We start from the raw sequence: 24,639 nt of genomic DNA on the forward strand, positions 1-24,639 counted from the left end.
AGAAGGATCACCATGAAAGCCGTCGTCATCACCTCGTTCGGCGAACCCTCCGTGTTGCGGGTTGCGGAGGCTCCGCGACCGGTGCCCGGTCCGGGTCAGGTACTGGTGCGGGTTCACGCCGCCGGGGTGAACCCGGCGGAGATCCAGGCACGCGCCGGAGCGTTCCACCTGCGTGCTCCCGCCATCATCGGATTCGAGTTCGCCGGCGTCGTCGAGGCGGTCGGCCCGGGCGTCGACGTGGGCGTGGTCGGCGACCGCGTCGCCGGGTGGCCGGACTCCGCCACCCAGGGCTCCTACGCCGAGTACACGGTCAGCAGCAACTTCGCGATGATCCCCGACGGCGTTTCCTTCGAGGAGGCCGCGGCCACTGTCATCGGCGCCGACAACGCGGCGAGGGCTCTCGGGCTTCTGAACCTTCGCCCGGGTGAAACGCTCGTGGTCACCGGCGCGAGCGGTGCTCTGGGCAGCGCCGCCGTGCAGTTCGCGCGACAGCGCGGTGTGACGGTGATCGGCGTCGCCGGGACTGCCAACGCCGACTTCGTCAGGAGTCTCGGAGCGACCCCTGTCGCCCACGGCCCGGGCCTGGTCGATCGCATCCGTGCCGCCGCTCCGGGCGGGGTCGACGCCGCGCTCGACACCGCCGGCAAGGGGCTCCTTCCCGCCCTCGTCGATCTTCTCGGCGGCCCCGACCGGATCGTGACGCTCGCCGACCGCGATGCCGCACGACACGGCGTCGCATTCAGCCCCGGGGGCAGCGGGAACCGCAACCGCGGCCCTGTCCAGGAAGCCCTGGATCTGATCGCCGCCGGCACATGGACCGCACGCATCGGCCGGAGCTTCCCACTCGACGAGGCCGCGGACGCTCATCGCCTCGTCGCCACGGGCCACACCCACGGCAAAGTCATCCTCCTTCCCTGACTTGGCCGACCGGCCATTCAACCACGACAACAATCAATTGGAGAATCCGAAATGCCTGCAGTCCTCGTCCATGGTGTACCTGATACCCACCGGCTTTGGGACACCGTCCGTTCCCATCTTCGACGCGAAGATATTGTGACGATCGATCTCCCCGGGTTTGGCGTACCCCTGCCAGAGGGATTCACGTCGACGAAGGAAGAGTATCTCGATTGGCTCATTGAGAAGATCGCGGAAATCGGCGAACCCGTCGACCTGGTCGGTCATGACTGGGGGTCTCTGCTCACGGGCCGTCTCGCGTCTGTCCGACCCGATCTGGTGCGGACATGGACAGGCATCAGCGGCCCCATCGATCCGGAGTATCCGTGGCACTATCTTGCCAAGATCTGGCAAACGCCGGGCGAGGGCGAGCAGTGGATGGCGGACCTCGACCTCGAGGAGTTCGCAGCAAGTCTCAACGAGGCGCAGATGCCGCGCGACGCGGCAGACGAAGCGGTCCGGCATATCGATGCCACTATGAGGGCAAGCATTCTCGCCCTTTACCGTTCGGCGATCGAGGTCGGGGCGGAGTGGAAGCCGGGTTTGAGCAAGGTGACCGCACCAGCGCTAGTGATCTGGGGCCTGGACGATCCGTTTCTTCCTCACCGCTTCGCCGACGAGCTCGGTAATGCCACACGCGCACGTGCCGTCTTCAAGCTGCGCAGCTCGCACTGGCCGATGATAGAGCGTCCGGCCGATGTCGCGCGCGAACTCGAGGCCCACTGGGCTCACGTGTAGAACCTGCGCTTGGGTCACTCGGGCTCGCCGCTACGCGAACGGCAGTAATTGCTCGCTCGCCGTGGTGAGCCCGAGTGCCCACGCATGTGTCCGGAAACGAATCTTCGTGACGCAGCCCGGAGAGCGTTGCCGGGCTGCACAAGGCAGGAGCATCCTGATGACGAATTCAGCAAAAACCCGGATCGGCGTCGGGCTTGTCGGGGCCAGTGCCGATTGGGGTTGGGGCGCAATTGCTCACGTCCCGGCGCTGCAAGCGCTCGACGCGTTCCAGATCCGGGCCGTCAGTACGACTCGTATGGAGAGCGCGAACGCGACCGCTCGTCGGCTGGGCGTCGATCTCGCCTTCGACACACATGAGGCTCTGGTCGAGCGACCGGAGGTCGACCTGGTGGTGGTTGCGGTCAAGGTGCCGGAGCACAAGCGGATTGTTTCCGACGCGCTGGCCGCGGGCAAGATGGTTTATTGCGAATGGCCGCTCGCAAGAAACCTGTCGGAGGCCGAAGCGCTGGAGGGGTTTGCCCGCGAGCGGGGGCTGCGGACGGTTGTCGGGTTGCAGGGCGGCCTGCACCCGCCGATCCTCTTCCTTCGCGACCTCATCGCGCAGGGCGTGATCGGCAAGCCGCTCAGCACGAGCATCCGAGCGCATTTGTCCGACGCCATGTGGGTCGGCCGATATGACCCGCCGGTCGAGTACATGGCTGACGCACAGCATGGCGCCACGCTTCTGAGCATCATGCTCGGCCACGGGCTCGAACCGCTTGCCCGCGTGCTCGGCACGTTCGAGAGTCTGTCCGCCGTCGTCGCCAATCAGCGCGGTGACGGCGTCCGCCTCTCCGATGGCGCGTCGCTGCCGAAGGATACGCCGGATGAGATTGTCGTCGCCGGCGTTCTCGAAGGCGGGATCGTCACTTCGCTGCACTACAGTGCCGGGCAGTCCGCCGGCTCGGCGATGGCATGGGAGCTCCAGGGCACCGAGGGCAGTGTGCGTGTGGAGTCGGCGTCGGGCTACATCCATTTCACCGATCTCACCATCACGCTGCGCCGCGGCAGCGAGCCTGTCCGAGTGCTACAGGTCCCCCCCGCTTATGCGGCTCCCGACCTGCAACTCGACGCACCCGCAGCGGGAGTCGCCCGCCTCTACGCCCAGTTCGCCGCCGACCTCCGCGACGGAACCGCCGATGCGCCGGATTTCGCGGTCGCACTCGATCGCCACCGGGTACTCGAGGCGATCACACGGGCCGCTGAAACAGGTCATCGGCAGCATCTGTCCCGCCCGACCGAATGAACTCCAGTCTTTGAACCCGGGAGAGGCACTGCCGCAGGACCCGAGGAGATGGCGATCCGCGAGCCAACCCTGACTTGATCACACAGAGCTGACCCGCACCGTGTCGAAGAACTCTGCCAAGACGCGCGCCTCAAGGCGCTGTTCGCCATCTCGCCGGCGGCGTCCCGGCCGCGCTCGTCGAGTTGCGCGAGCTCGGCCGCACTACCTGACTCACTACATCACCCGGTCGCTCCTCGAAGCCGGCGGATGCAGACCGCGACTGCACCCTGACCGCGAAGAGCCCTCCATGGACACGGACACGATTCCGTGGCAGCTGCGCACCATGCTCGACCCGTTCGTGACGCTGAGCGTTGCCGCGAGCCTCACCGAACGGGTGCTGCTGGGCGCATCCACCCTCGTCGCACCCTGGTACTCCCCATTGCTGCTCGCCCGGTCGCTGACCGGTGTCGACGTGGTGACTGGGGGCCGTCTCATCACCGGCCTCAGAACCGGCTGGTCGTCCGAGGAGTACCAGGGAGTGGGCGTTCCCTGGCAGGAGCGGGGCGCGCCCCGGGGCCCCCGATCTACCTGTCCGGCTTCGCCCCGGCCTCCCGACGCCGGGCGGCCCGCCGCGCGGACGGCGTACATCCCGTCGCGGTGCCTGCCCGGGGTTCCGCATTCGACCCCGCCACCGTGATCAACCAGCCGCTGCGGGAGATCCGTGCCGGAGATCATGGAACTGTCCCGCTGAAAGCCGAGCCACAAGACGGCGCGGTCCGCCCCGGGGGCCGCGTCATCGCGTCGGTCGCTCGCGCGCGGTCGAGGTGGCGGCATAGAGCCAACGGCGCAGGACGAGGGTCACAGCCGGCATCATCAGATACGTCATCAACGTACTGAACAGCAGCGCGAGCATCAGCACCCGCGCCACAAGCGGCCAAGCACGGAGCGCCGGCCCCAGAAGACCGTTGCCGATCAGGGAGATCGGGAGTACGGCCGCGAAGGCGGCGAGCGCCATCTTCCACCGAGGCGGCGCCGTCGTGGGCGTGTCGTGCGCAGTGGTGAACAGGGTCTCCATTCCGGAGAGTTCGCGACGCGCCACCTCGCTCTGATGATGGCCCTCGCAGTGGTCGAACAGTGCGGCCCGCTCAGGTGACATCGTCCAGTGCCGCGCGGACTCCTGGTCGCGGAACCGGTGGATCAGAACCCATGGCCCGGCGGCCGTGGCAGGCCGGAACAACCCGTCCCCCAGGTGTCCGGGAAACGCTGAGGCGGTGTCGGTCACCCGCCCGAACCACTCCCGGAAGTCCTGCTCGTAGCCGGGTTCCACAGCGCGCGCGGTCAGCAGGGTAACGTCGGCCGGGCCGACGTCGTCCCTCTCGGTCATCGATTCTCACTCCGCCGTCGAGAGCTGTCAGAGCTGCGGTGCCACATGCACGAGGTGCTTGGTCTCCTGGAATTCCTCGAGCCCGCGGATGCCGTTCAGGCGGCCCACTCCCGACTGCTTGAAGCCGCCCTCCTCGAACTGGTCGTGGACCATGGCCCAGGTGTTGGTCCAGACGGTCCCGGCCCGCAGTTCGCGACCGACGCGCAGGGGGCGGTCGACATCACGGCTCCAGATGCTCGCGGCCAGGCCGAACTCGGTGGCGTTGGCACGCGCCACGGCGTCGGCCTCGGAGTCGAACACCTCGAAGGTGGCGACCGGCCCGAACACTTCGCGCTGCACGATCGGCGAGGACACGTCGGCGACCTCGACCAGGGACGGGCCGAGGAGCGCCCGATCCCGCTTGCCCCGCACCAGGACGGTGGCGTAGTCGGCCGCGGCGGCCACGGTCTGTTCGACCCGTTGGGCGTTCCCTTCGTCGATCATGGCGCCCATCTCGCTGGCGGGGTCGTCGCCGGGCCCGACCCGGACCGCTTCGAGGGCGGCGACGAGCCGCCGCCGGAGTTCGTCGGCCACGCCGCGCTGGACCAGTATCCGGCTGCCCGTCATGCAGAACTGGCCCGCGAACATGGTGACGGCCTTGGTGAGCACGGGCACGACGGCGTCCAGGTCGGCGTCGTCGAAGACGAGCATCGGCGTCTTTCCGCCCAGCTCCATGGACAGCGTTTTCAGCGTCGGGGCGGCCTGTTCCATGATCACGCGGCCGACCGCGGTGGAGCCGGTGTAGCTGAGCACGTCGACGTCCGGGGAGGAGACCAACTCCGGAGCCCCGGCGTTGCCGCTCTCGGTGAAGACGTTGAACACGCCCGGGTCCAGGCTCGGCGTGTCGGCGACGATCTCGCTCAGCACTCCGTTGACCAGGCCGGTCTGCGCCGGCATCTTCATGACCACGGTGCAGCCGGCCGCCAGGGCGGGTGCGAAGGATCGCGCCGAGAGGATGACCGGTGAGTTCCACGGCACGATCACCGCGGCGACGCCCGCGGCTTCGCGCAGGGTCATCGAGTACATGCCGGGCCGTACTTCGCCGGCCCTGCCGTGGTCGGTGAGGGCCAGCGCCGCGTGGTAGCGGAGCTTGGGGATGGTGCCTTCGACTTCGATGGCCGCCTCGGAAAGCACTTTCCCGTTCTCCCGCGCCAGGAGGGTGATCAGTTCGTCCTTGCGCTGCTCGAGCCGGTCGGCCAGTTCGTGCAGCGCTGCCGCACGCCGGTGACGGTCGCGGGACCAGGCGGTGGAGTCGAAGGCCCTTCGGGCCGCGGCCACGGCGGCCTTCGCCTCCCGCGCATCGCCGTCGGCGAAGGTGCCGAGCAGGCCGTTGGTCGCGGGGCTGCGTGACTCGCCGCGGGAGCCGGAGTCCTGCCACTGCCCGTCGATGTAGTGGCGCGCGTGGGGCAGGGTTTCGGACTTGGGCATGAGGTGACCTCTCGTCATGAACCGCACGGCGTTTCGCCGCAGGTCAGCAGGACAACGTCAGCGACGCTACAAATCAGGGCCGGTGAGCGAATCGGTCGAGCAATCCGTCATTTACCGCCGGAGGCGTCGCGCGCCCGCTCGCCGCGGCCCCCCTGTGCTCACGGCGGCTCACAACCGGCGTGGAGGTCGCTCAGCTCGGTTCGGGTGTTGATGCCCAGCTTGGTGAACACGTTCTCCAGGTGGTGGCCCACGGTGCGGTGGCTGATCCGCAGCTGTACGCCGATCACGCGATTCGTCAGCTGTCCGGCGGCCAGTTGGGCGACTCGCTGTTCCTGGGCGGTGAGCCGGTTCATCGCCCTGATGTCCGAGCTTCCCCGGCGTCCCGGCGCTCCGGTGAGGTCCTGCTCGCGCTGCGCGCGTTGGCGCAGCGGCTCGGCACCGAGCCGGTCGAACGCCTCCAAGGCGGCGCCGATCCGGACGCGCGCGTCGGTCCGCCGGATCGGGCACCCGGCACGTCGAGTGCGGCCCGGAAGGCACCCTCGACCCGGGCGCCGCCGAGGAGCCCGCGCGTGACGTGCGCGGCACAGCGGGCCCACGGCGCTCCCGTGCGCCGCGCCCAGGCTTCGAGCACCCGTACCCGTTCGTCCGCGAGGTCGCTTCTGCCGACGCCCACGGCCGCCTCGGCCGTGTCGAGAGCGGCCAGGAGCGCGAAGGTCGGGTGTTCCGCGCCATGGCCCGGCTCGGTCAGGCGCACCAGGATGTCCAGTGCTTCCTCGGGACGCTCGCGAAACAGCGAGGCCATGCCGCGGTTCCAGTACGCGGCGGCGCTCAGCGCGCGGACGCCCTGCGGGAGTGACGTCTCCAGAGTCCTGGCGGTGGCCTCCGCGACGGCGCGTTCGTCACCACGCGCCGCGGCGAGCCAGCCCAGGCTGGTGCGGCAGTGGGAGGCGATGTGGTCGGCACCCAGGTCCCGGGCCAGCCGCAGTCCCTCCGCGGCCGAGGACTCCGCTTGCGGCCAGCGGCCGGCAGCGTTGTCGAGCATCGCGGTCTGGGCCAGGACGGCGGCGAGCCGAGCGCGCTCGCTGCACCGCCGCAGGCGCGGCAACCGGCGGCGCAGCGCATCCGCCATCGGCTCGTCGATCCCCCAGGCCAGGGCGAGGGGTGTCGGCGGCAGCAACGGCAGGATGGTCGTACGGGCCCGCGCGGCGGCATCACCGAGGTCGCAGGTGTCCGCCGGCGCCGCGTCGGCGGACACGTCGTCGCTCCACCAGGCAAGCGTGCCGGGTAATCCGGTCCGGCCCGCGACGTCGTCTTCGAGCAGCAGTTCCAGCGCTCTGACCCGCAGTTCGCCGCGTCCGACGGACCAGGCGGCGCGCATGGCCAGCGTGCCCAGTTCCAGCGCCGTTCCCGGTTCCGGGACGCGCTTCATGTCGGTGATCAGGAAGTGGTGCGCCATCTCGGGCATGCCCCGGGCGAACTCCATGATCCCCCGCAGACCCCGGCTCCGCCGGGCGACGTGAGCACCGGGGGCCAGCCGTTCCGCGTCATCGAGCAGGCGCTCCACCGTGGCTGCCCACCCGGCGTCCCAGCAAGCCCTGGCCGCCTCGGCAAGACGTTGTGAGGCGTCGATCGGTGCGGCCGACAGTTCGGCGGCCCGCCACCACGCCCGTGCCGCCGTGTTCGTGGCCCCGCGGAGCCGGGAGCGGACGGCGGTCCGTTCGAGGAGCCGTGCGACGTCCTCATCGCGTCCGTGGGCCAGGGCGGCGAGATGCCATGCGCGCTCCTCCGCCTCGTTCGGCATCGTGGCGGCCAGGGCGCGGTGAGCCCGGCGCCTCGTCGCGGCACCGCAGCCCTCGTAGACGGCTCTGCTCACGACGGGGTGCCGGAAACCGACGCGGTTGCCCGCCACGTGGAGCAGGCCCGCGTTGGTCACTTCCTCCCAGACGGCGTCACCGGCACCCGACGCACGTCCGGCCCGCTGCACCGTGAGCCGGTCGCCGTGCTCCTCGGCCGCCGCGAGCACGGTCAGCAACTGCGCCGGAGGGCTCAGGGCCTCGATCCCGGCACGGAAAGCCCGCTGCAGGCACGGCCCGACGGGCGGTCGTCCTCGCTTCCGGCGATGCTCGGCGTCGTCGAGGTCGCCCCCGAGCGTGGCCAGTTCGTGCAGCGCCAAGGGGTTACCCCCGGCCTCCCGGACCATGTTCCGCGTCGTCGCCTCGTCGGTGAGCGGCGCCACGGCCGCCACAAGCTGCCGCGCGCTCTCGTCGCTCAGGCCCTCGACCCCCACGTCGGCCACGCCTTCCCAGGGTCGGGCGGCCGGATCGCTGTGATCGGCGAGCACGACGACCACGGGATGCGCTCCTACGCGTCGAGCGACGAACCCCAGGCACAGCGCGGTGGCCTCGTCGAGCCACTGCCCGTCGTCCACCACGACGAGCACGGGCTGCCGCTCGGCGAGTCCGCAGAGCAGCGACGGCACGGCCGCCCCGACCACCGGGCGGTCCGTCGGCTCACCGCTCAGCCCGAGCGCGGTACGCACAGCGGCGGCCTGGGCCGTCGCCAGCACCTCGACACGATCGGCCAGCGGTCGCAGCAGCCCGTGCAGCCCCGCGAAAGCCAGGTCCGACTCGGGCCGGGTGGCCGAGTGGCTCAGCCGGACGAAGTCCGCGGCCTGGCCGTACACGTGGCGAAGCAGAGCTGACTTGCCGATACCCGGCTCGCCCCACACCACGAGCGCCCCACCGCTCCCGCCGCAGGCCTGCGTAAGCAGCCCGTCGAGAACCGCGGCCTCCTCGCGGCGTCCCAACAGCTCCGCCGGCGCTGCCGCTGTCGCAGCTTGGTCACCGGGCTCGCCACGCGCCCACCGCATCACGTCACGCGTTCGGACTGGACGAGTTCGCGGGCGCGCGGCGCGACCTCGTGACCGAAGAGGTTCAGGTCGGCAGGCTCGTCCGAGGCGAGAATGAACCCGGATACGCCGTACTGCAGGGCGAGGTCGGCGATCTGTTCGGCCCAGTCGCCGGGAGTCCCCTGCAACAGGCCGCCGCCGGCGCCGGACGTGAATCGGCCGCTCACGTTGAGCAGGCGGCTGACCGCCGCGGGCTCCCGACCGGCGACGGATGCGGCCTCGTCGATCTGCTCATTCATCGCGCGCAGCGATGCCGGGCCCTCGGGCAGGAAACCCAGGGAGGGCAGCCAACCGTCGGCGACCTTGCCCGTCAGCCGGAGCATGCGCGGCTTGTAGGCACCGATGCGGATCGGGATGCGATGGGCGGGTGCCGGGCCGCGCTTGGCGCCGTTCACGGTGTAGAAATCCCCGGTGACACGGAGGGGCCCGGTCTCGTCGGTGGCCCACAGCCCCCGGATCACGTCCACGGCCTCCTCCACTGCCCGCACGGCCTGGGCCGGTTCGAGCCGACGGCCTCCCATCTCGACGATGCCGTCCCAGAACGCACCCGCGCCGATGCCCAGTTCGACCCGCCCGCCTGTCAGCCGGTCCAGGCTCGCGGCGGCGCGGGCCAGCACGGCCGGGGGCCGCAGCGGAAGGCTCAGCACGTTGCCGCTGATCCGGATCCGTTCGGTGCGTGCGGCGACGTACGACATCAGAGTCCAGGTGTCCTGGAACGCCGACTGATAGGGGTGGTCCTGGAAGCTGACCAGGTCGAGGCCGGCCCTCTCGGAGGTCAGGGCCAGCTCGATCGGCGCCTGAGGCGGGCGGGCGGTGGGGGTGATGAAGCTGCCGAACCACAGTTCGTGGCCGTAGTCGCTCATGGGGTGCTTCCTCCGGGGTGGTTCGCGGCGGGCGTGAGGGCGAAGTTGTCGCCGAACACGCCCTCGGGGTCGTAGACGCTCTTCAGCTCACGCAGACGCGAGAGGGTCCGTGGGGGCCAGGCCGCGGCGATCCGCTCGGGCCGGAGGCTGGACTCGAAGCTGATGTAGAGGCCGTCGAGGAAAGGGCTCAGCCGCGCCCAGGCCCGGTCGACCACCTCGTCGGCATCGCCCATCACCACCAGCGAGAAGTTCGCGTCGCGGTGGGCGTAGGCCGTGGCGTCCGCGGGAACATCGGCGACGGCGCCGCCGACCGAGCGGAGATGACCGGTCCTCGACAGCCCGATGATTCCTCCACCACCGCGGGCCAGAGCCGCCCGGAAGCGGGCTACGAACACATCGACGACGACGTGTGCCGCAGTTTTCAGCGCTCGGTCGAGGTCGTGGGCAAGAAGTGGAGCGCCGCGGTGCTCCTGGCGGCGATGCGGGGCGCGCGCCGATTCGTCGACTACCGAGCGCGGATCCCCGGAATCTCGAACCACCTTCTGTCCCAGCGTCTGCGTGAGCTCGAGGGCCACCGACTCCTTGAGCGGCTCGTGGTACCGACGACGCCGGTTCAGATCACGTACCGGCCCACCGAACAGGGCGCCAGCCTGATGCGTGTCCTGCATCCGCTGATCGAATGGAGCGCCAAGAACGAGGACATGGACACCTGACGAGCTGGTCGCAGGCCACCCACGCACCCGATCCGTCGCGTACCGGGACCGGTGAGCGCGCGGGCGGCCGCTCGCGGTGTGGCTTCAGCGGTGCGGGGACAGGAACGGGTTACGGGACCAGGACGATCTTTCCCGTGGTGTGGCCGGCCATGATCTCGCGGTGGGCGGTGGCGGCCTCGCGCAGGGGGTAGCTGTCCGCGATCACGATGCGCAGGCGGCCTGCTGTCGCGGCTTCCGTGAGCTGCAGGCGGGCGGCTCGGCGGATCTCGGTGCCGGGATCCGCGCCCGGCACGCCACCCAGGAACTTGATTCCCGCGCGAGCCCCGCGCTCGTGGCCCGCGATGGTGGCGATGCGCAAGCGGTTCGGCACGAGCTCCACGGAGACGTCCACCGCCCCCTCGGTGCCCACGAGATCGGCGGCTGCGTGCACGCCCTCCGGCGCCACCGCGCGCACCCTGTCCGCCAGTCCCGGCCCGTAGACGACCGGGATCGCTCCCAGCTCTCGCAGGAGGTCGTGCTTGACTCGGCTCGCCGTGGCCACGACCGTCGCGCCGCGTGCCGCCGCGAGCTGCACGGCTACCAGACCGACGCCCCCCGCGGCACCGGCTACTTCTACAGCGCCTGGCTCACCTACGCCGACGAGGACGGTACGTTCCCGGACGCCGAGTCCTTGGGGGCCTTCGTCTACCAGCCGGACGCGCCTACGGCTTCAGCAAGGGCTGGCGGTTCGAGCTGGAGCAGGCTGATGTCTTCCACATCATGGCCACCACCCGCCACGACACGGTCGTCACGCGCTGGTCCATCGACCATCCCGTCCACGACCTGTTTCCCGGCCAGCCGCGGCAGAAGTGGAAACGCCGCTCCTGCGGTGAAGGAGTCCACGGCCGGCGCTTCTACGACTGGGCCCGCGTCGAAGTCCGGCCCTGGCACCGCGAGGACCGCCGGCACTGGGTTCTCGCCCGCCGCAGCGTCAGCAGACCCGAGGAGATCTCCTACTACATCGCCTACTGCGCCGCCGGCACCGCACGGGACGAGCTCATCCGCATCGCGGGCAGCCGCTGGGCGGTGGAGGAGTGCTTCCAGACCGCCAAGCAGGAGTCCGGCCTGGACGACTACCAGGTCCGCCGCTATCCCGGCTGACACCGACACATGACCTTGGCCATGGCCGCCCACGCCTTCCTGACCGTCCTGCGAGCCCGACAGCTGGACGCGGACAAAGCAGGAACGGGTCCTCCCAGCTCATCCACCTCAGCCTCGCCGAAATCAGACGGCTGATCACCTGACTCCCAACCGCCGTCCCACCCCGGCCGAACACATCCTGCACGGGTCGACATGGCGTCGCAGACGGCAGTATCAGGCTCGGCTCAGTCACTACAAACGACGCGGACACAGTCCCTGAAAACTGCCCAGCACTCAGAACAAGCACCGTTGCAGTACTAGCCGTCGCGACCGAGCCGGAATCATCTCCGTCCGGCGATGCCGGTGGCCGCCAAGTCGCGCCGTGAGCAGAGCCCCAGCTTGGCGAACACGTTGGACAGGTGATGCCCGACGGTGCGGTCGCTGATCCGCAGACGGGCCCCGATCTCCCGGTTGGTCAGATCGCCGGCGGCAAGCTGGGCCACCCGGCGTTCCTGTGCCGTCAGCGTTGCCATGCCCGTGCCGGCGGCAGTGTCACGGCGTGCGGGTGCCATGATCAGACGCTGCTCACGCCGGGCCCGCTCGAGCATCGGGTGCGCTCCCAGTGCGTGGAACGTCTCGGCAGCGGCGTCGAGCTGCTGGCGGGCGTCTCGGCGCCGCCGCTGTCGCCGCAACCACTCGCCGTAGAGCAGCCGGGCCCGTGCGTGGTCGAACGGGCGCCGGGACGCACCGGGCACGTCCAGCGCCGCCCGGTAGGACCGTTCGGCGGCGGGTTCGTCCAGCAGTGCGCGTGCCAGGTGCGCTGTGAATCTCGCCCAGTGCGCGCCGGTGCGCCGTACCCAGGCGTCGAGCGCCTCGGCGCGGCGCTGGCCGATCTCCGGCCGCCGCGCTTGCACGGCGGCCTCGATCGTGTCCAGGCTTGCCAGCAGAGCGACGATCGGATGTGCCGCCTCGTGCCCGTGCTCGTCCAAGCGGGCGAGCAGGTCGAGTGCAGCATCGGCGCGACCGGCCGCCAGAGCGGCCATTCCACGGTTCCAGTGCGCCGAGGCGCTGACCGCACGGTCGCGGCGCGGCCCGGCCAGCTGCAGGGTCCGAACGGTCAGATGGTCGACGCTGCGGCCGTCACCGCGGGCGGCGGCGAGCCACCCGAGGCAGTTCCGGCACTCCGCAGCGATGTGCTCGGCACCGATCCGCTCGGCCGACGCGAGCCCCTCGGCCGCGGCGTCCTCCGCAGCGCCCCACCGGCCCGCGGCGATGTCGAGTCGCGCGATCCGAGCCAGCGCCGCAGCAAGCGAGGTGCCATCGGCGTGACGGCGGTGCCTGCGGACAAGGGCGTGCACGGCATCGGCGAGTGGCTCGTCGAGGCCCCACACCAGTCCGAGCGGCGACGCCGGGAGCAGCTGCGACTCCACCCGGGAGATGTGCGCCATGACGTCACCGAGTTCTGCCGACGACGCTGCCCGTGCCGGGTCCGTCGCCGGCCCCCACCACGTCCGGACGATCGGGAGGACGTCGGGCAGCCCGGGGGTCGTCAGCCCCGCGAGACGAGTGAGGGTCTCGCCGACGAGGTCGTCGCGGGCCGCGGACCATCCCGCGTGCAGGGCAGCGGCGCCGAGCTCCACTCCCATGCGCGGATCATCGAACGCGGCGATGTCGCGACTGATCGATCGGTGGGCTCGTTCCAGAGACCCCTCGGCGAGTTCGAGTACCCCGCGCAGGCCGCGGCTGGCGCGGGTGGCCAGGACCTCGTCGGTCAGGCTCCGGGCATCGGCCAGCAACCGACGCGCCATCGTGGCGTCGCCGCCGTGCCAGGCGGCCACGGCCGCGCCGGCGAGCCTGCGGGTCGCAGCGGCCGGGTCGGCGGACAGCTCGGCGGCCCGCCGCAGGATCGGTACCGCGCCGGCGCCCGAGGGCACCGTCTGCTCGAGCAGCCCGGCGATCTCCTCGTCGACGTCGTGAACGGTCGCGGCCCGGTGCCAGACATGCCCGCGACTGCCCGGGGGAAGCGCGGCGGCCAGGGTCCGGTGGGCGTTCCTGCGCTCAGACGGGGAGGCGCTCGCGTAGACAGCGGCCCGGACCACCGGGTGCCGTAGCGCAGGCCGGTCGGGCGTCCCGGCGAGCAGACCCGACCAGGTCGTCTCCTCCCAGACCGGCTCCTCGGCGTCGCGGGAACGTGCTGACCGTGCGAGCGTGAGCTGATCACCGTCGGCACGAGCCGCGGCCATGAGTACGACGAACTCGCGTGCCGGGGTCGGCATGGTCTGCAGGCGCTCGGCGAAGGCCTTACGCAGCCGGGGCCCCACGGGCACCGTACCGGCGGCAAGATCGTCGATTGGTAGAGGCAGCTCGTGCAGTGCCAGCGGGTTGCCCCCACCTGCTTTCACCGCGCGGGTGACCTCGGGGCCGTCGAGGCCGGGGTGGGCGGCGGCGACCAGTTGGGCGGCGTGGTCGTCAGCGAGAGGACTCACCGCGAGCGGATCGACCCCCTCCCACGATCCGCCGGCGGGCGCGTCGTGGCCGGCGACCAGGACCACCACCGGATCGGTCCCCACCCGCCGGGCGACGAATCCGAGCACGAACTCGGTCTCCGCGTCGAGCCGGTGTGCGTCGTCCACGACGATCAGGAGCGGGCGGTCGACTGCCAGCGCCGACAACAGGGACAGGACCGCCACGGCGGTGAGCGACCGGCCCCCTTCGGTGACCTCGCCCGCGAGCACGCCTCGCAACGCTGCCGCCTGGGACACCGGAAGAGTCGCGATCAGGTGCTCGACCGGCCGGAGCAGCGTGTCCAGGCCGGCGAAGGGGGTCCCGGACTCGCACCGTGCGGGCTGTACCGCCAGCGGGGCGAAATCGGGAGACGCCGCGGTGACGTGGTCGAGAAGTGCGGTCTTGCCGATGCCCGGCTCACCCCAGAGCACCAGGGCGCCACCGGTGCCACGGCGGGCTCGGTCGAGCACCTCGGTCACGGCAGCGATCTCTGCCTGTCGTCCGACGAGCGGAGCCGGAGCACCGGTTGCCCTCATCGCGTCCTCTCAGCCGTGACCATCTTCCGGCCCCAGAGGTCCGTGCCGTACCGTCCGAGGTCGGCGGGATCGTCCGACGCCCCGACGAGGACGCCGACCCCGTGCACGAGCGCGATGCCGGTGAGCCCCGCTCTGATCCTGATGAGCGCATCCTCGGGCCCCTGCTGTGGCAGTGCCACCCCACCGAGCCGGGTCCCGTTCGGTGGTGCCGACCTGTCCGTGAATGGTGTGCGCATGCTCAGCGGCCTGCCGCAGGTGCTTCTGGGCCCGCAGACCACGGGCCCGAGTACCTTGACCGATGGCCCCGCCGCCGCGGTGAGGGTCGGGTCCCGTTCGTCGATCGCCGACGACGAGCTTGCGCATCGAGCACGCCGAACCGCTGCCACGGCACGGGCAGCGTAGGGACGAGGCGCTCGCCGCGGGCGCACGCCGAGGTCGGCGCCGCGGGGCGAGGCGCCGGTGGCCGTGGTCATGGCGACTCCTGCGAACCGGGGCGGACGCCCTTGGGGAGTGGGTCTCCCAGGAAGGCGAGCAGGGCGGCGTTGACCTCGTCGGCGTGAGTCCACAGCAGCCCGTGCGGGGCGCCGTCGATCTCCACGTACTGCGCGTCGGGCAGGGCCCGGCGGAAGCGGTGGGCCGTGACTTCGATGGGGAGGATCCGATCGGCGGTGCCGTGCAGGATCAGGGCCGGCGTGCCGCCGGCCCGGACGGCCTCGACGTCGGCGCGGAAGTCCTCGATCCACGAGGAGACGACGGCATGGGCGGCCACGGGGGCGCTGGAGATGGCGACGTTCCAGCTGGCTGTGACCGCCTCCTGGCCGATGCGGTTGCCCAGGTTCTCGTCGAGGTTGTAGAAGTTGGAGAAGAACTGCTCGTACCAGGCGTAGCGGTCGCCCTTGGCCGCGGCCTCGATGGCGTCGAAGACGTCCTGGGGCACGCCGTCCGGGTTGTCGTCCCGAGCGACGAGGAAGGGCTCCAGGGAGGCCAGGAAGGCGAGCTTCGCGACCCGCTGGTGGCCGTATCGAGCGATGTAGCGGGCGAGTTCGCCGGTGCCCATCGAGAACCCGACGAGGACGACATCGCGCAGGTCCAGGGTCTCCAGCAGGGCATTCAGGTCGGCGGCGAAGGTGTCGTAGTCGTAGCCGGTGCCGACCTTCGACGAGCGGCCGAAGCCGCGGCGGTCGTAGGTGATGACGCGGTAGCCGGCGGAGAGCAGCTCGCGCGTCTGGCGCTCCCAGCTGTGGCCGTTGAGCGGGTAGCCGTGGATGAGGACGACGGGCTGACCCGCGCCTTGGTCCTCGTAGTAGAGCTCGACCGGCGTGCTGTTCTCGTTCCCGCTGGTTACGTGTCCCACGATCTTTCCTTTCCGAGGGTGGTGTGCCTGCTATTGACCGACGAGCCGCCGGACCGCGATCGTTGTCGCCTCGGCGATGGTGGCGTTGCCGGCCGTGGACTCCGGGTCGGCCGGGTCGGCGTAGACGGCGAGACAGCGGCGCGCGGTCCGGGGGCAGCACGATCCCGACGTCGTTGCGCTCGCCCTGTGCTCCGGTCCCGGTCCTGTCCCCGATCAGCCACCCGGCTGGCACGCCGGCCCAGAGGGTGGCGTCGCCGGTGGTGTTCGCGATGAGCGAGGTGGTGAGCCGCTCGCGGCCGGCCGGCTGCAGGCCGCCACCGAGGGGCACCGCCGGCATGCTCTCGACGATGGCGGCCGGTGCGGTGGTGTCGCGCTCGTCGTCTGGGCCGGTGGAGAGGTTGAGCTGTGGCTCGTTGCGGTCGAAACGGGTGGTCGCGTCATCCAGGCCGGGGGCGAACGCGGTCACGGCGGTCGGTCCGCCGAGGAGGTCGAGGGGCAGGTTCGTCGCCGTGTTGTGGCTGACGGTGAGGGAGGCGTCGCACAGGTCGGCGACGGTCATGCCGGTCGTGGCGCGGTCCAGCACGGCGGCGGCGAGGGGCAGCTTCACGGTGGAGGCCGTGAGGAACCGCTCCCGGCCCTGGAGCGACACGGTCGCCCCGCTCCCGGTGTCGAGGGCGCGCACGCTGATCCGGCCACCGTAGCCGCGTTCGAGCAGGGCGAGATCAGGATCATCCGGAGGAGCGGCGGACAGCGGTGCCGAGGGAGCGGGAGCGGCCGTGGGCGCCGCGGCGATCCCGCAAGCCGTATGGGCCGCGCCCACGATGGTGGTGAGCACGCTGCGTCGGATGATGTGTTGCTGGTTCATGGCCTTCCGGGATTCTCGACGGGACGACTGCGGTGATCACGCCCGGAGTGTGCATCGTGCCGTTGCGGCACGGTGGACCTGAGCGGCGTGGGAGCCGTGACCGATCTCTGCCGGGCGTGACACAGACCCGCGGAGTCTGGACCCGGCCGGGATGCGAGCGGAGCAGGAGCCCCTCGCGGCGCAGGACGTCGGACTGCGCGGGCTTGTAGAGGTCGCGCACGACCTCGTGGAGCGTCCGGGTGACGGCGGCGCTCAGGGCGGCGGTCGCGATGCGCAGACGGGGGAGCATCACGCGCACGGTCCGGCTCCTGGTGAGCAGTCTGACCGCGAGCGCGTGGCGGGCGGCGTCGTCGGCGGGGGCCAGGAGCTGGTCGAACGCGCTGGCCGCCGGGCTCGGTGGGAGGGCGTGCAGCGTGTCGGCGAAGTCGGTGACCACCGCGAGGTCCAGCACCCTGGTCACCGAGGTCGGCGCGGCGCTTGATCCGCAGGACGCGGACGAGGTGGGCGACGCCGTACTGCTTGTAGCCGTTGGCGCGCCGCGGCGGCTCCTCCAGCAGGCCGATGTCGTGGTAGTGCCGCACCGCACCCACAGTGGTGCTGGCGAGATCGGCGAGTTGGCGGAGTCTCCAGGCCACGGCTGTTCCCTTCAGGTGTCGTCGACCGACGTGTCGTCGGCCCAAATGTCTTCGGCGTGGTCAGGGGTGCGTGAGCCGGCGCCGGCGATCGGCCTCCGACAGCCCGCCCCCCCCCGGCCGTGCAGCTCCCGGTGGGCCAGGGCGTGGACGGCGACCCGCTCGCGCTGCTGCCGTAGCGGGAGGACTCCTCGTCGGCGGGGAAGAACACCTCGGTGCTGATCACGGTGGTCGCTCCCTTCCCGGTCGCTCTGCTGAGGGCTCTCAGAGTCGCGGGGAAGGCGCTTGGTCCGCGTCGGTAAAAATCCCTTACCCCGTCACCGACCCTGGCGCGGGGGAGGCTGGCATCTTGACGACCCGGTGCTGCCCGCGCGCTTCGCGTCGGTGACAATTACCGGATAGACGCCGTGTCGGCGCCAGGGGAGGACCAGGCGATGCTCGTGGGACGGCGGGCCGAGCAAGCGGCGCTCGAGCAGCTGCTGGCTCAGGCGCAGGGCGGCGACAGCGGAGTGTTGGTGGTGCGCGGGGAAGCCGGCATCGGCAAGTCCGCCCTCCTGCAGCACATGCGGGAGACCGCCGTGGCGGCGGGATTCGGGGTTCACGACGCGGCCGGGGTGGAGGCCGAGGCAGAGTTCGCGTTCGCGGGCCTGCACCAGTTGTGCGCCCCGTTCCTGGCGCGGGCGGTCGAGCTGCCCGAGCCGCAGCAGGCCGCGCTCGGGGTGGCGTTCGGGCTGCGCGAGGGTGCTGCGCCGGACCGGTTCCTGGTGGGGTTGGCGGTGCTGAGCCTGTTGGCCGAGAACGGGCCGTTGCTGTGTGTGGTCGATGATGCGCAGTGGCTCGATCAGGCGTCTGCGCAGGTTCTGGCTTTCGTGGCCCGGCGAGTGGGGGCCGAGCGGGTGGTGATGGTGTTTGCGCTGCGCGATCCCGGTGTGACCGACGTCGAGGCGTTCAGCGGGTTGCCGGAGCTGCGCCTGGCGGGGCTGGGGGCCTCCGATGCCCAGACGCTGCTGGCCACCGCGGTCCGCGCACCGCTGGACGATGTGGTGCGCGACCGGATCGTAGCCGAGGCGCGCGGCAATCCGCTGGCGTTGTTGGAGCTACCCCGGGCTGCTCCGGCGGTGCAGTTCGCGGGCGGGTTCGAGCTGCCGGACGTGGTGAGCGTTCCGCGCCGGATCGAGGACGGCTTTCGGCGTCGCGCGAACAGCCTGCCTGCCGACGCGCGGATGCTGCTGGTGGTTGCCGCGGCCGAGCCGACCGGGGACGCGGCGTTGCTGTGGCGCGCGGCCGCGGAGCTGGGGATCGCCCGCGAGGCGGCTGCGCCCGCGGAGGCCGCCGGGCTGCTGGAGTTCGACTTCCGTGTGCGGTTCCGGCACCCGCTGGTGCGCTCGGCGGTCTACCGGGCGGCCACACCGACCGACCGGCGCCGGGCGCACGGCGCGCTGGCCGCCGTCACCGACCAGCAGGTCGATCCGGACCGGCGTGCCTGGCACCGCGCGCAGGCGGTGGTGGGCACTGATGAGGACGCCGCCGCGGAGCTGGAGCGTTCGGCCGGACGGGCCCGCGCCCGCGGCGGGTTGGCCGCTGCGGCGGCGTTCCTGAAGCGTGCGGCCGAGCTGACCCCCAGGCCGGCCGTCCGGGCGGAACGGGCCCTGGAAGCTGCACACGCCAAGCACGAGGCCGGTGCGTCCGAAGCCCTGGAGCTGCTGACAGTCGCCGCGGCCGGGCCGTTGGACGCCGTGGCGCAGGCCCGCCTAGAGCTGCTGCATGCTCGGATCGCGTTCCACGGGGCAAGGGGCGGCGAGGGGCCGCGGATGCTGCTGGACGCCGCCAAGAGCCTCGCCCCGCTGGACCCGCCGCTGTCCCGGGAGACCTACCTGGACGCGCTCGATGCGGCAATCGTTACTGGCGACCGCGGACCCGGCGGCGGCGTGCGTGCGGTGGCCGACGCAGCCCGGGCCGCGCCCGCACCACCGGAGACGCCGAGGCCCGTGGATCTGTTGCTCGACGGGCTGGTGACGACGTTCACGCAGGGCTACGCGGCAGGAGTGCCCGGCCTGCGGCGGGCGTTGGACGCCTTCAATCGTCACGAGCGGGACTATCATGCCGTGAACGACAGCGACGACCGCCGCTGGCTGTGGCTGGCCGGCCGGACCGCGATGTCGCTCTTCGACGACCAGATGGTGCACGCGCTGGCCGCTCGTCATGTCCGGCTGGTCAGGGAAGCCGGCGCGCTGGCCACGCTCCCGGCAGCACTGCTCGTCCAGTCCGTCATGCTGGTGCTCTCTGGTGACTTCTCCCGGGCCGCCGAACAGACCGCGATCGCCGCCGCGACCAGAACTGTGCCCGTGCTCCACGGCCAGCTCATCCTGGCTGCCTGGCGCGGCCGCTCGGACGAGACCACCGAGATCCACGCGACCATGGTCCGGGAAGCGGCTGGACGTGGGCGCCGAACTGAGGACTTCCTGGCGCAGTACGCCATGGCGGTGCTGCACAACGGTCTGGGCGACTACCCGGCGGCTCTGGTCGCTGCGACGCGGGCTTTCGAGTCCGACGAGCTGACCCACAGCAACCTGGCCCACTCCGAGCTCATTGAAGCGGCATGCCGTAGCGGCTGGCCGGAGCGTGCGACCGCTGCGCTGGACCAGCTCAGCTCACGGGCGCTGGCCAGCGGCACCCCGTGGGGGCTCGGGCTGGCAGCGCGCTCACGGGCATTGGTCAGCACCGGCCCGGCCGCCGAGGAGTACTACCGCGAGGCGATCGAGCAGCTACGAAACTGCCGAGTGGCCACCCAGCTGGCCCGAGCTCATCTCGTCTATGGCGAGTGGCTACGCCGCGAGGGTCGCCGCCAAGGCGCCCGCCAGCAGCTCCGCACCGCTCACCAGATGCTGTCGGACATGGGTGCGGAAGCGTTCGCCGCACGCGCCGCCCGCGAGCTGCGCGCCACCGGCGAGCACCCACGCAGCCGGTCCGCCCAGCCCTCGGACGCGCTCACAGCACAGGAGCTGACGATCGCCCGGCTGGTAGCTACCGGGGCGACCTCCCGGGAGGTCGGCGCACAGCTGTTCTTGAGCCCGCGCACCGTTGAGGCCCACCTCCGCAGCATCTTCCGCAAGCTGAGCATCACCTCCCGGCGACAGCTGCGGGACCTGCGGCTTCCCTGACGGGCTGGCAGCGTGCGTACTATGTCGCGGTACAGCGAATGCCGCCCGGAAGGCCAGCGAGCTGCGCCCTTTGGAGCTCGTAAAGGATCAAGAGCGCGCCGTCTTGAGGCGACGCCTGCGAATGGGCGTGCAGACGAGGGGGACGACGGCGGGCGGCTTAAGGCGACGGTGAATCGCTCGGCACGGCGGCATCGCCACCTTCCTCGAACGGCGCAGGTACACGGTCAGACGTGGCACACACCGTACGCGCCCGACAAGCGAACCCACCCGACGATCCGAGGCGCGCTACCCCTCGGGCAGGACCGCGGCCGCCCACGCACGTTCCTCAGCCCACGCTGCAGCCCAGGTCACAGCATCCCGAAATGCACCTGACGCACCATCAGAACGAGCGTCAAATGAGCGTCAAGACACCTCGGAGAGCGTCATTTGAGCGTCAAGATTTCGCCTGTAACGCGCATAGCGCACATACGGCACATCGAGTAAAGCCGCAGGTCAACGGCCCTTATCGGCAGGCTCAAGGATCGCGACACACTCCACATGATGCGTCATCGAAAACATGTGGAACAAAAGCATGTGGAAGAAACCGCAGGTCAGCAGGCCGCTCGGAAGGTTACGGGCGCACCCCGCGCCAAGCGCGGAAGGGCGACTCGCGCCGCGAGCGCTCCGGCCCAAGGTCATCGACCACCTCCAGGCACACCCCGACGAGTCATGCACCGCCACCCGGACCAGCCGCATCATCGAGTTTGATCATCCGGACACTCTGCACCTAGCCCGTCGCCATCCTTGGCTCAGACACGGGCCCGGCCACTCAGCACTGCCCGCGGCGCCTCCTGCGCATCGACCGGATCCGACTGCCCGTTCCTGCGGCGAGCCGCACGGTCGGACCGGTTCACGTCGATCAGCCGACGTCGGCTCCGGGGAGGTCAGCCGCCGTCGCCCGGCCCGAAGGGGCTCACCTGCGGGACCGACGCCTTGCCCGTGTTGGAGACCTTGCCGCCCTTCCACGCCACCTTGAAGGACTCGGTCTCGTCGGGCGGGGTGACGAGGACCGCCGCCGGGGTCACAGTGGTCACGCCGGTGACCTCCGGGTTGGTGAACGTCAGCGCCGACCACGCACTGGCGCCGGGCTTCAGCGTCACCGTCGGCTCCTTCTGGCCGGTGGCCCGCTCGGGATCCGGCGTGACCGCCTTGTCGGCGCCGTCGAAGAAGGCGATGCCGGGAAAGCCGTAGACCGTGCAGGTGCGGCCGGAGCCGTTGGTCAGGACGACGGCGAAGTTCTCCTGACCTGCTCCGGGATCGTTCAGGCCGATGGAGGCACGCAGGTCTGAAGTGCGGCAGCGGACGGACGTTGTGGTCGTCGCGGGGGACGCGGAGGGCCGCGACGGGGCCGCTGGCGTTGCCGACGTACTCGCGTTCGGGGTGGTACCGGCGACCGGGCCGCCGCTCCCGGTGGCCCCTACACCCTTGTCGGAGCTCGTGCATGCGGTCAGTGCGACGGCCAGGGCCCCAGCCGCTGCCAGGGCCAGGGTGGCTCGGCGACGTCCAGGGTGTCTCGGTTGGCTGGGCATGCTGCTCCTGACTTTGTTCCGCGCGGCGGTCCGGATACGAGGCGCCGCGGTCAAGCTAAGGAGGAGTCCGGGAGAAAGATTGACCGTCAGCGCACGGTCCGGGTCCTGGCAGTGCACGGGCCGGTCACCGCCCGGCCGCCTTCACCACGACTGTCCCCGCCCGGAGCGCGGCCACGGGGCTGGCGCCCGGTTCCCCGTCAAGCGCCCGCGCCATGCCGGCACGGCGGAGTGACGCGTGCAGCCGCTGGGCCGTGGGCATGAGCTGAGGGACTCTGTCACCGGGACGCCGGCCTCCACCGACCTCGGATCCACGCCGTGTAACGGCACGACACGGTGTTGCTCACGCTGAGCCGCACCCGCAGCCGCGGGCACCGGCCCTTCCTGCCCGTTCAGGCGCGGACCAGAGGGGTGTCCACCAGGTGCTCGGCCAGGAACCACGCCTGGAGTTCGCCGGTCCGGATCACCTGTGAGACCAGCAGGTCGTTGGTGCCGTCGTCGCCCAACTCCCCTGTGCGTGCTGCCGCGTCGTGGGCCTCGGTCAGGATGGTCTCGTGGGCCTCCAGCAACCGCGACAGCATGGCCGGCACCTGCTCCACACCGTCCGGCGGGCGCGGGATCGAGGTGATCTCGGCGACGTGCCGGGGGTCCCCCACCGCGACACCGCCCAGGGTTTGGACCCGTTCGGCGAGGGCGTCGACGAGCTCGAGCTGTTCTCCCGCGTGCTTGTCCAGCACCAGGTGCAGTTGGTAGAAGGTCGCCCCGCGCATCAGCCAGTGGTGCTTCTTGTAGAGGCCGTAGAGGATCTGGGTGTCGGCCAGGACTTTGTTGAGCCGCTGGCAGGAGTACATGCGGGCTTCGTAGGACAGACCGAGGGGGAACTGCTTGACGGTCCCGAACTCCTGGATGATCTCGCCCTTCTGATGCAGCCGCGGCTGGCTGCTCACGTGCGGGGAACTGGTGGTCATGGTCCGCCTCCTGCGGGTCTGGGCTCTCTTGCAGCAGTGACGCTAAGTACCCGCGCGGCGGCCTCGTTGCCCAAGCGTGCATGCGGCAATGTCCGGCAGCGCACTGGCGAGGGAACCCTTCCGCTGTTCGTTCTCGGGCAAGTCCCGGTGCGCCGGCGGGCACGGCCCGGTGCCTCGCCCCCTCTAGCCTCTCGCGGACGGAGTGCGCCGACGAGCGGCAAGGTGAGGCATGAGGGTGAGTGAGCAGGCAGATGTGGTCGTCCTGGGTCTGGGGCCCGGAGGCGAGTACGTCGCGGGAACGCTGGCAGAAGCCGGGCTGGATGTGGTGGGGATCGAGGCGGAGCTCGTCGGGGGCGAGTGCCCGTACTGGGGGTGCGTGCCCAGCAAGATGATGATCCGGGCCGGGAACCTGCTCGCCGAGGCAGGTCGCGCGCCCTCCCTCGCCGGTGAGGTGAAGGTGACGCCCGACTGGAGCCGGGTTGCCGGACGTATCCGGAGCGAGGCCACCGACGACTGGAACGACCAGGTGGCCGCCGACCGTCTCGCGGCGAAGGGCGGCCAGCTCGTACGCGGAACGGGACGGCTCACCGGGCCACGGCAGGTGACGACCGGCGGGCGCACGATCCAGGCCCGGCAGGGTGTGGTCCTGGCCACCGGCTCCCGGCCCCGGATTCCCCCGGTCCCGGGCCTCACGGAGACGCCGTACTGGACCAACCGGGACGCCATGGCGGCCAGGGAGCTGCCAGCCTCGATGATCGTGCTCGGAGGGGGCGCCATCGGCGTGGAACTCGCCCAGGTCTTCGCCCGCTTCCGGTGCGCGGTCACCGTGGTGGAAGGGCAGGACCGGCTGCTGTCGCAGGAAGAACCGGAAGCCGGGCAGCTGGCCGACAAGGTCCTGCGGGGGGACGGCGTCACCGTTCTCACCTCGGCCCGGGCCCGACAGGTCGACCATAACGGCACCGGCTTCATCGTCCACCTCGACGACGAGCCGGAGCCCTTGCGCGCCGAACGGCTTCTCGTCGCCACCGGACGCAGTGCCGACCTCGCCGCGCTCGGCGTCGACGCGGCGGGCCTCGACCCTTCGGCACAGAGCGTGCGCACGGACGGGCAGATGCGTGCCGGGGAAGGGCTCTGGGCGATCGGCGATCTCACCGGCCACGGCAGTTTCACGCATGTGTCGATGTACCAGGCGGAGATCGCCGTACGGGACATCCTCGGGCGTCCTGGCCCCGATGCCGACTACCGGGCGCTGCCCCGGGTCACCTTCACCGATCCCGAGATCGCGGCTGTGGGACTGACGGAGCGCCAAGCCCGTGACCAGCGACTGCGGGGGCGCACCAGCCTGTTGCCGATCGCCTCCTCCACGCGCGGCTGGATACACGGGCCGGGAAACGAGGGCTTCATCAAGCTGGTCGAGGATGCCGACCGGGGCGTGCTGATCGGGGCGACCTCGGCGGGACCGGCGGGAGGGGAGGTGCTGTACGGGTTGAACGTCGCCGTCCACGCGGAGGTACCCGTCGAGCGCCTGAAGCACATGATCTACACCTATCCCACCTTCCACCGAACTGTGGAAGCCGCTCTGGGAGCCCTTCGCTGAACCGCTTCTTCCCGAGGAGTACGCCGCGAGTCGGACGATGGCACGC

The 24,639-nt window shown here is 71.0% G+C and carries 20 protein-coding genes and 3 pseudogenes; 8 read left to right on the forward strand and 15 right to left on the reverse strand.

Annotated elements, in window-relative coordinates:
- Positions 1-12 precede the first annotated feature (12 nt).
- The 4 genes from AB0I98_RS01525 to AB0I98_RS01540 all read left to right on the forward strand — a co-directional run bounded on the left by AB0I98_RS01525 (position 13) and on the right by AB0I98_RS01540 (position 3,653).
- Complete coding sequence (locus AB0I98_RS01525; protein WP_362933576.1) at positions 13-918, forward strand: NADP-dependent oxidoreductase; 906 nt, start codon at positions 13-15, stop codon at positions 916-918.
- A 51-nt stretch (positions 919-969) separates the two neighbouring features.
- Positions 970-1,692 (forward strand): alpha/beta hydrolase, encoded by a 723-nt coding sequence (locus tag AB0I98_RS01530; protein WP_306935281.1) that lies wholly within the window; start codon positions 970-972, stop codon positions 1,690-1,692.
- A 157-nt stretch (positions 1,693-1,849) separates the two neighbouring features.
- Entirely contained in the window at positions 1,850-2,977 is a 1,128-nt protein-coding gene (locus tag AB0I98_RS01535) for a Gfo/Idh/MocA family oxidoreductase (protein WP_362933579.1), read from the forward strand.
- A gap of 286 nt (positions 2,978-3,263) precedes the next feature.
- Positions 3,264-3,653 carry an LLM class flavin-dependent oxidoreductase gene (locus AB0I98_RS01540; protein WP_362933582.1) on the forward strand — a complete coding sequence of 130 codons (390 nt, stop codon included), beginning with the start codon at positions 3,264-3,266 and terminating at the stop codon, positions 3,651-3,653.
- A 96-nt stretch (positions 3,654-3,749) separates the two neighbouring features.
- Here the strand turns inward: AB0I98_RS01540 and AB0I98_RS01545 are convergent, their stop codons facing one another.
- From AB0I98_RS01545 to AB0I98_RS01570, 6 genes are all read right to left on the reverse strand, one after another.
- Entirely contained in the window at positions 3,750-4,340 is a 591-nt protein-coding gene (locus AB0I98_RS01545) for an antibiotic biosynthesis monooxygenase (protein WP_362933585.1), read from the reverse strand.
- 27 nt (positions 4,341-4,367) lie between these two features.
- On the reverse strand, positions 4,368-5,807 hold the full coding sequence (locus tag AB0I98_RS01550; protein ID WP_362933588.1) for an aldehyde dehydrogenase family protein: 1,440 nt from the start codon (positions 5,805-5,807) through the stop codon (positions 4,368-4,370).
- 158 nt (positions 5,808-5,965) lie between these two features.
- Complete coding sequence (locus AB0I98_RS01555) at positions 5,966-6,160, reverse strand: helix-turn-helix transcriptional regulator (protein WP_306935270.1); 195 nt, start codon at positions 6,158-6,160, stop codon at positions 5,966-5,968.
- On the reverse strand, positions 6,157-8,613 hold the full coding sequence (locus tag AB0I98_RS01560; protein ID WP_362933591.1) for an ATP-binding protein: 2,457 nt from the start codon (positions 8,611-8,613) through the stop codon (positions 6,157-6,159). The genes AB0I98_RS01555 and AB0I98_RS01560 overlap by 4 nt, the downstream gene beginning before the upstream one ends.
- Positions 8,614-8,675: 62 nt before the next feature.
- Positions 8,676-9,578, reverse strand: coding sequence for an LLM class flavin-dependent oxidoreductase (locus AB0I98_RS01565; RefSeq protein WP_362933593.1), 903 nt, complete (start codon positions 9,576-9,578; stop codon positions 8,676-8,678).
- Positions 9,575-9,973 (reverse strand): hypothetical protein, encoded by a 399-nt coding sequence (locus AB0I98_RS01570; RefSeq protein WP_362933596.1) that lies wholly within the window; start codon positions 9,971-9,973, stop codon positions 9,575-9,577. The genes AB0I98_RS01565 and AB0I98_RS01570 overlap by 4 nt, the downstream gene beginning before the upstream one ends.
- Positions 9,974-9,985: 12 nt before the next feature.
- On the opposite strand from AB0I98_RS01570, the gene AB0I98_RS01575 reads away from it, so the two are divergent.
- The gene (locus tag AB0I98_RS01575) at positions 9,986-10,291 is read left to right on the forward strand and encodes a helix-turn-helix domain-containing protein (RefSeq protein ID WP_362933599.1); all 306 of its coding nucleotides are present in this window, start codon (positions 9,986-9,988) and stop codon (positions 10,289-10,291) included.
- 109 nt (positions 10,292-10,400) lie between these two features.
- Here the strand turns inward: AB0I98_RS01575 and AB0I98_RS01580 are convergent, their stop codons facing one another.
- On the reverse strand, positions 10,401-10,982 hold the full coding sequence (locus AB0I98_RS01580; RefSeq protein ID WP_362933779.1) for a zinc-binding dehydrogenase: 582 nt from the start codon (positions 10,980-10,982) through the stop codon (positions 10,401-10,403).
- Between the two features lie 8 nt (positions 10,983-10,990).
- On the opposite strand from AB0I98_RS01580, the pseudogene AB0I98_RS01585 reads away from it, so the two are divergent.
- Positions 10,991-11,566 (forward strand): annotated as a pseudogene (locus AB0I98_RS01585) (IS701 family transposase); the annotation flags it as partial.
- 185 nt (positions 11,567-11,751) lie between these two features.
- Here AB0I98_RS01585 and AB0I98_RS01590 read toward each other — a convergent pair.
- The 6 genes and pseudogenes from AB0I98_RS01590 to AB0I98_RS01615 all read right to left on the reverse strand — a co-directional run.
- Complete coding sequence (locus tag AB0I98_RS01590; RefSeq protein WP_362933602.1) at positions 11,752-14,394, reverse strand: AAA family ATPase; 2,643 nt, start codon at positions 14,392-14,394, stop codon at positions 11,752-11,754.
- Between the two features lie 53 nt (positions 14,395-14,447).
- The gene (locus AB0I98_RS01595; protein ID WP_306935261.1) at positions 14,448-14,687 is read right to left on the reverse strand and encodes a hypothetical protein; all 240 of its coding nucleotides are present in this window, start codon (positions 14,685-14,687) and stop codon (positions 14,448-14,450) included.
- Positions 14,688-14,920: 233 nt separating this feature from the next.
- Positions 14,921-15,805: an alpha/beta hydrolase gene (locus AB0I98_RS01600; RefSeq protein ID WP_362933605.1), complete on the reverse strand. Its 885-nt coding sequence runs from the start codon at positions 15,803-15,805 to the stop codon at positions 14,921-14,923.
- Between the two features lie 148 nt (positions 15,806-15,953).
- Positions 15,954-16,640: pseudogene (locus AB0I98_RS01605) on the reverse strand (serine hydrolase); the annotation flags it as partial.
- A complete protein-coding gene (locus AB0I98_RS01610) occupies positions 16,534-17,130 on the reverse strand; it encodes a hypothetical protein (RefSeq protein WP_362933788.1) in 597 nt (198 codons plus the stop codon). The gene AB0I98_RS01610 and the pseudogene AB0I98_RS01605, both read right to left, overlap by 107 nt.
- A gap of 73 nt (positions 17,131-17,203) precedes the next feature.
- Positions 17,204-17,305 (reverse strand): annotated as a pseudogene (locus AB0I98_RS01615) (MerR family transcriptional regulator); the annotation flags it as partial.
- Positions 17,306-17,736: 431 nt separating this feature from the next.
- Here AB0I98_RS01615 and AB0I98_RS01620 point away from each other — a divergent pair.
- Complete coding sequence (locus AB0I98_RS01620) at positions 17,737-20,463, forward strand: BREX system ATP-binding domain-containing protein (RefSeq protein ID WP_362933608.1); 2,727 nt, start codon at positions 17,737-17,739, stop codon at positions 20,461-20,463.
- A 923-nt stretch (positions 20,464-21,386) separates the two neighbouring features.
- Here the strand turns inward: AB0I98_RS01620 and AB0I98_RS01625 are convergent.
- Both AB0I98_RS01625 and AB0I98_RS01630 read right to left on the reverse strand, forming a co-directional pair.
- A complete protein-coding gene (locus AB0I98_RS01625; protein WP_362933611.1) occupies positions 21,387-22,031 on the reverse strand; it encodes a DUF4232 domain-containing protein in 645 nt (214 codons plus the stop codon).
- Between the two features lie 389 nt (positions 22,032-22,420).
- Positions 22,421-22,996: a DNA starvation/stationary phase protection protein gene (locus AB0I98_RS01630; RefSeq protein WP_362933614.1), complete on the reverse strand. Its 576-nt coding sequence runs from the start codon at positions 22,994-22,996 to the stop codon at positions 22,421-22,423.
- A 235-nt stretch (positions 22,997-23,231) separates the two neighbouring features.
- Here AB0I98_RS01630 and AB0I98_RS01635 point away from each other — a divergent pair, with 235 nt between their 5' ends.
- Positions 23,232-24,593, forward strand: a complete 1,362-nt coding sequence (locus AB0I98_RS01635; protein ID WP_362933617.1) for an NAD(P)/FAD-dependent oxidoreductase — start codon at positions 23,232-23,234, stop codon at positions 24,591-24,593.
- Positions 24,594-24,639 lie beyond the last annotated feature (46 nt).

This window comes from Streptomyces sp. NPDC050211 (assembly GCF_040656035.1).
In the GTDB taxonomy this organism is placed as follows: Bacteria; Actinomycetota; Actinomycetes; order Streptomycetales; family Streptomycetaceae; genus Streptomyces.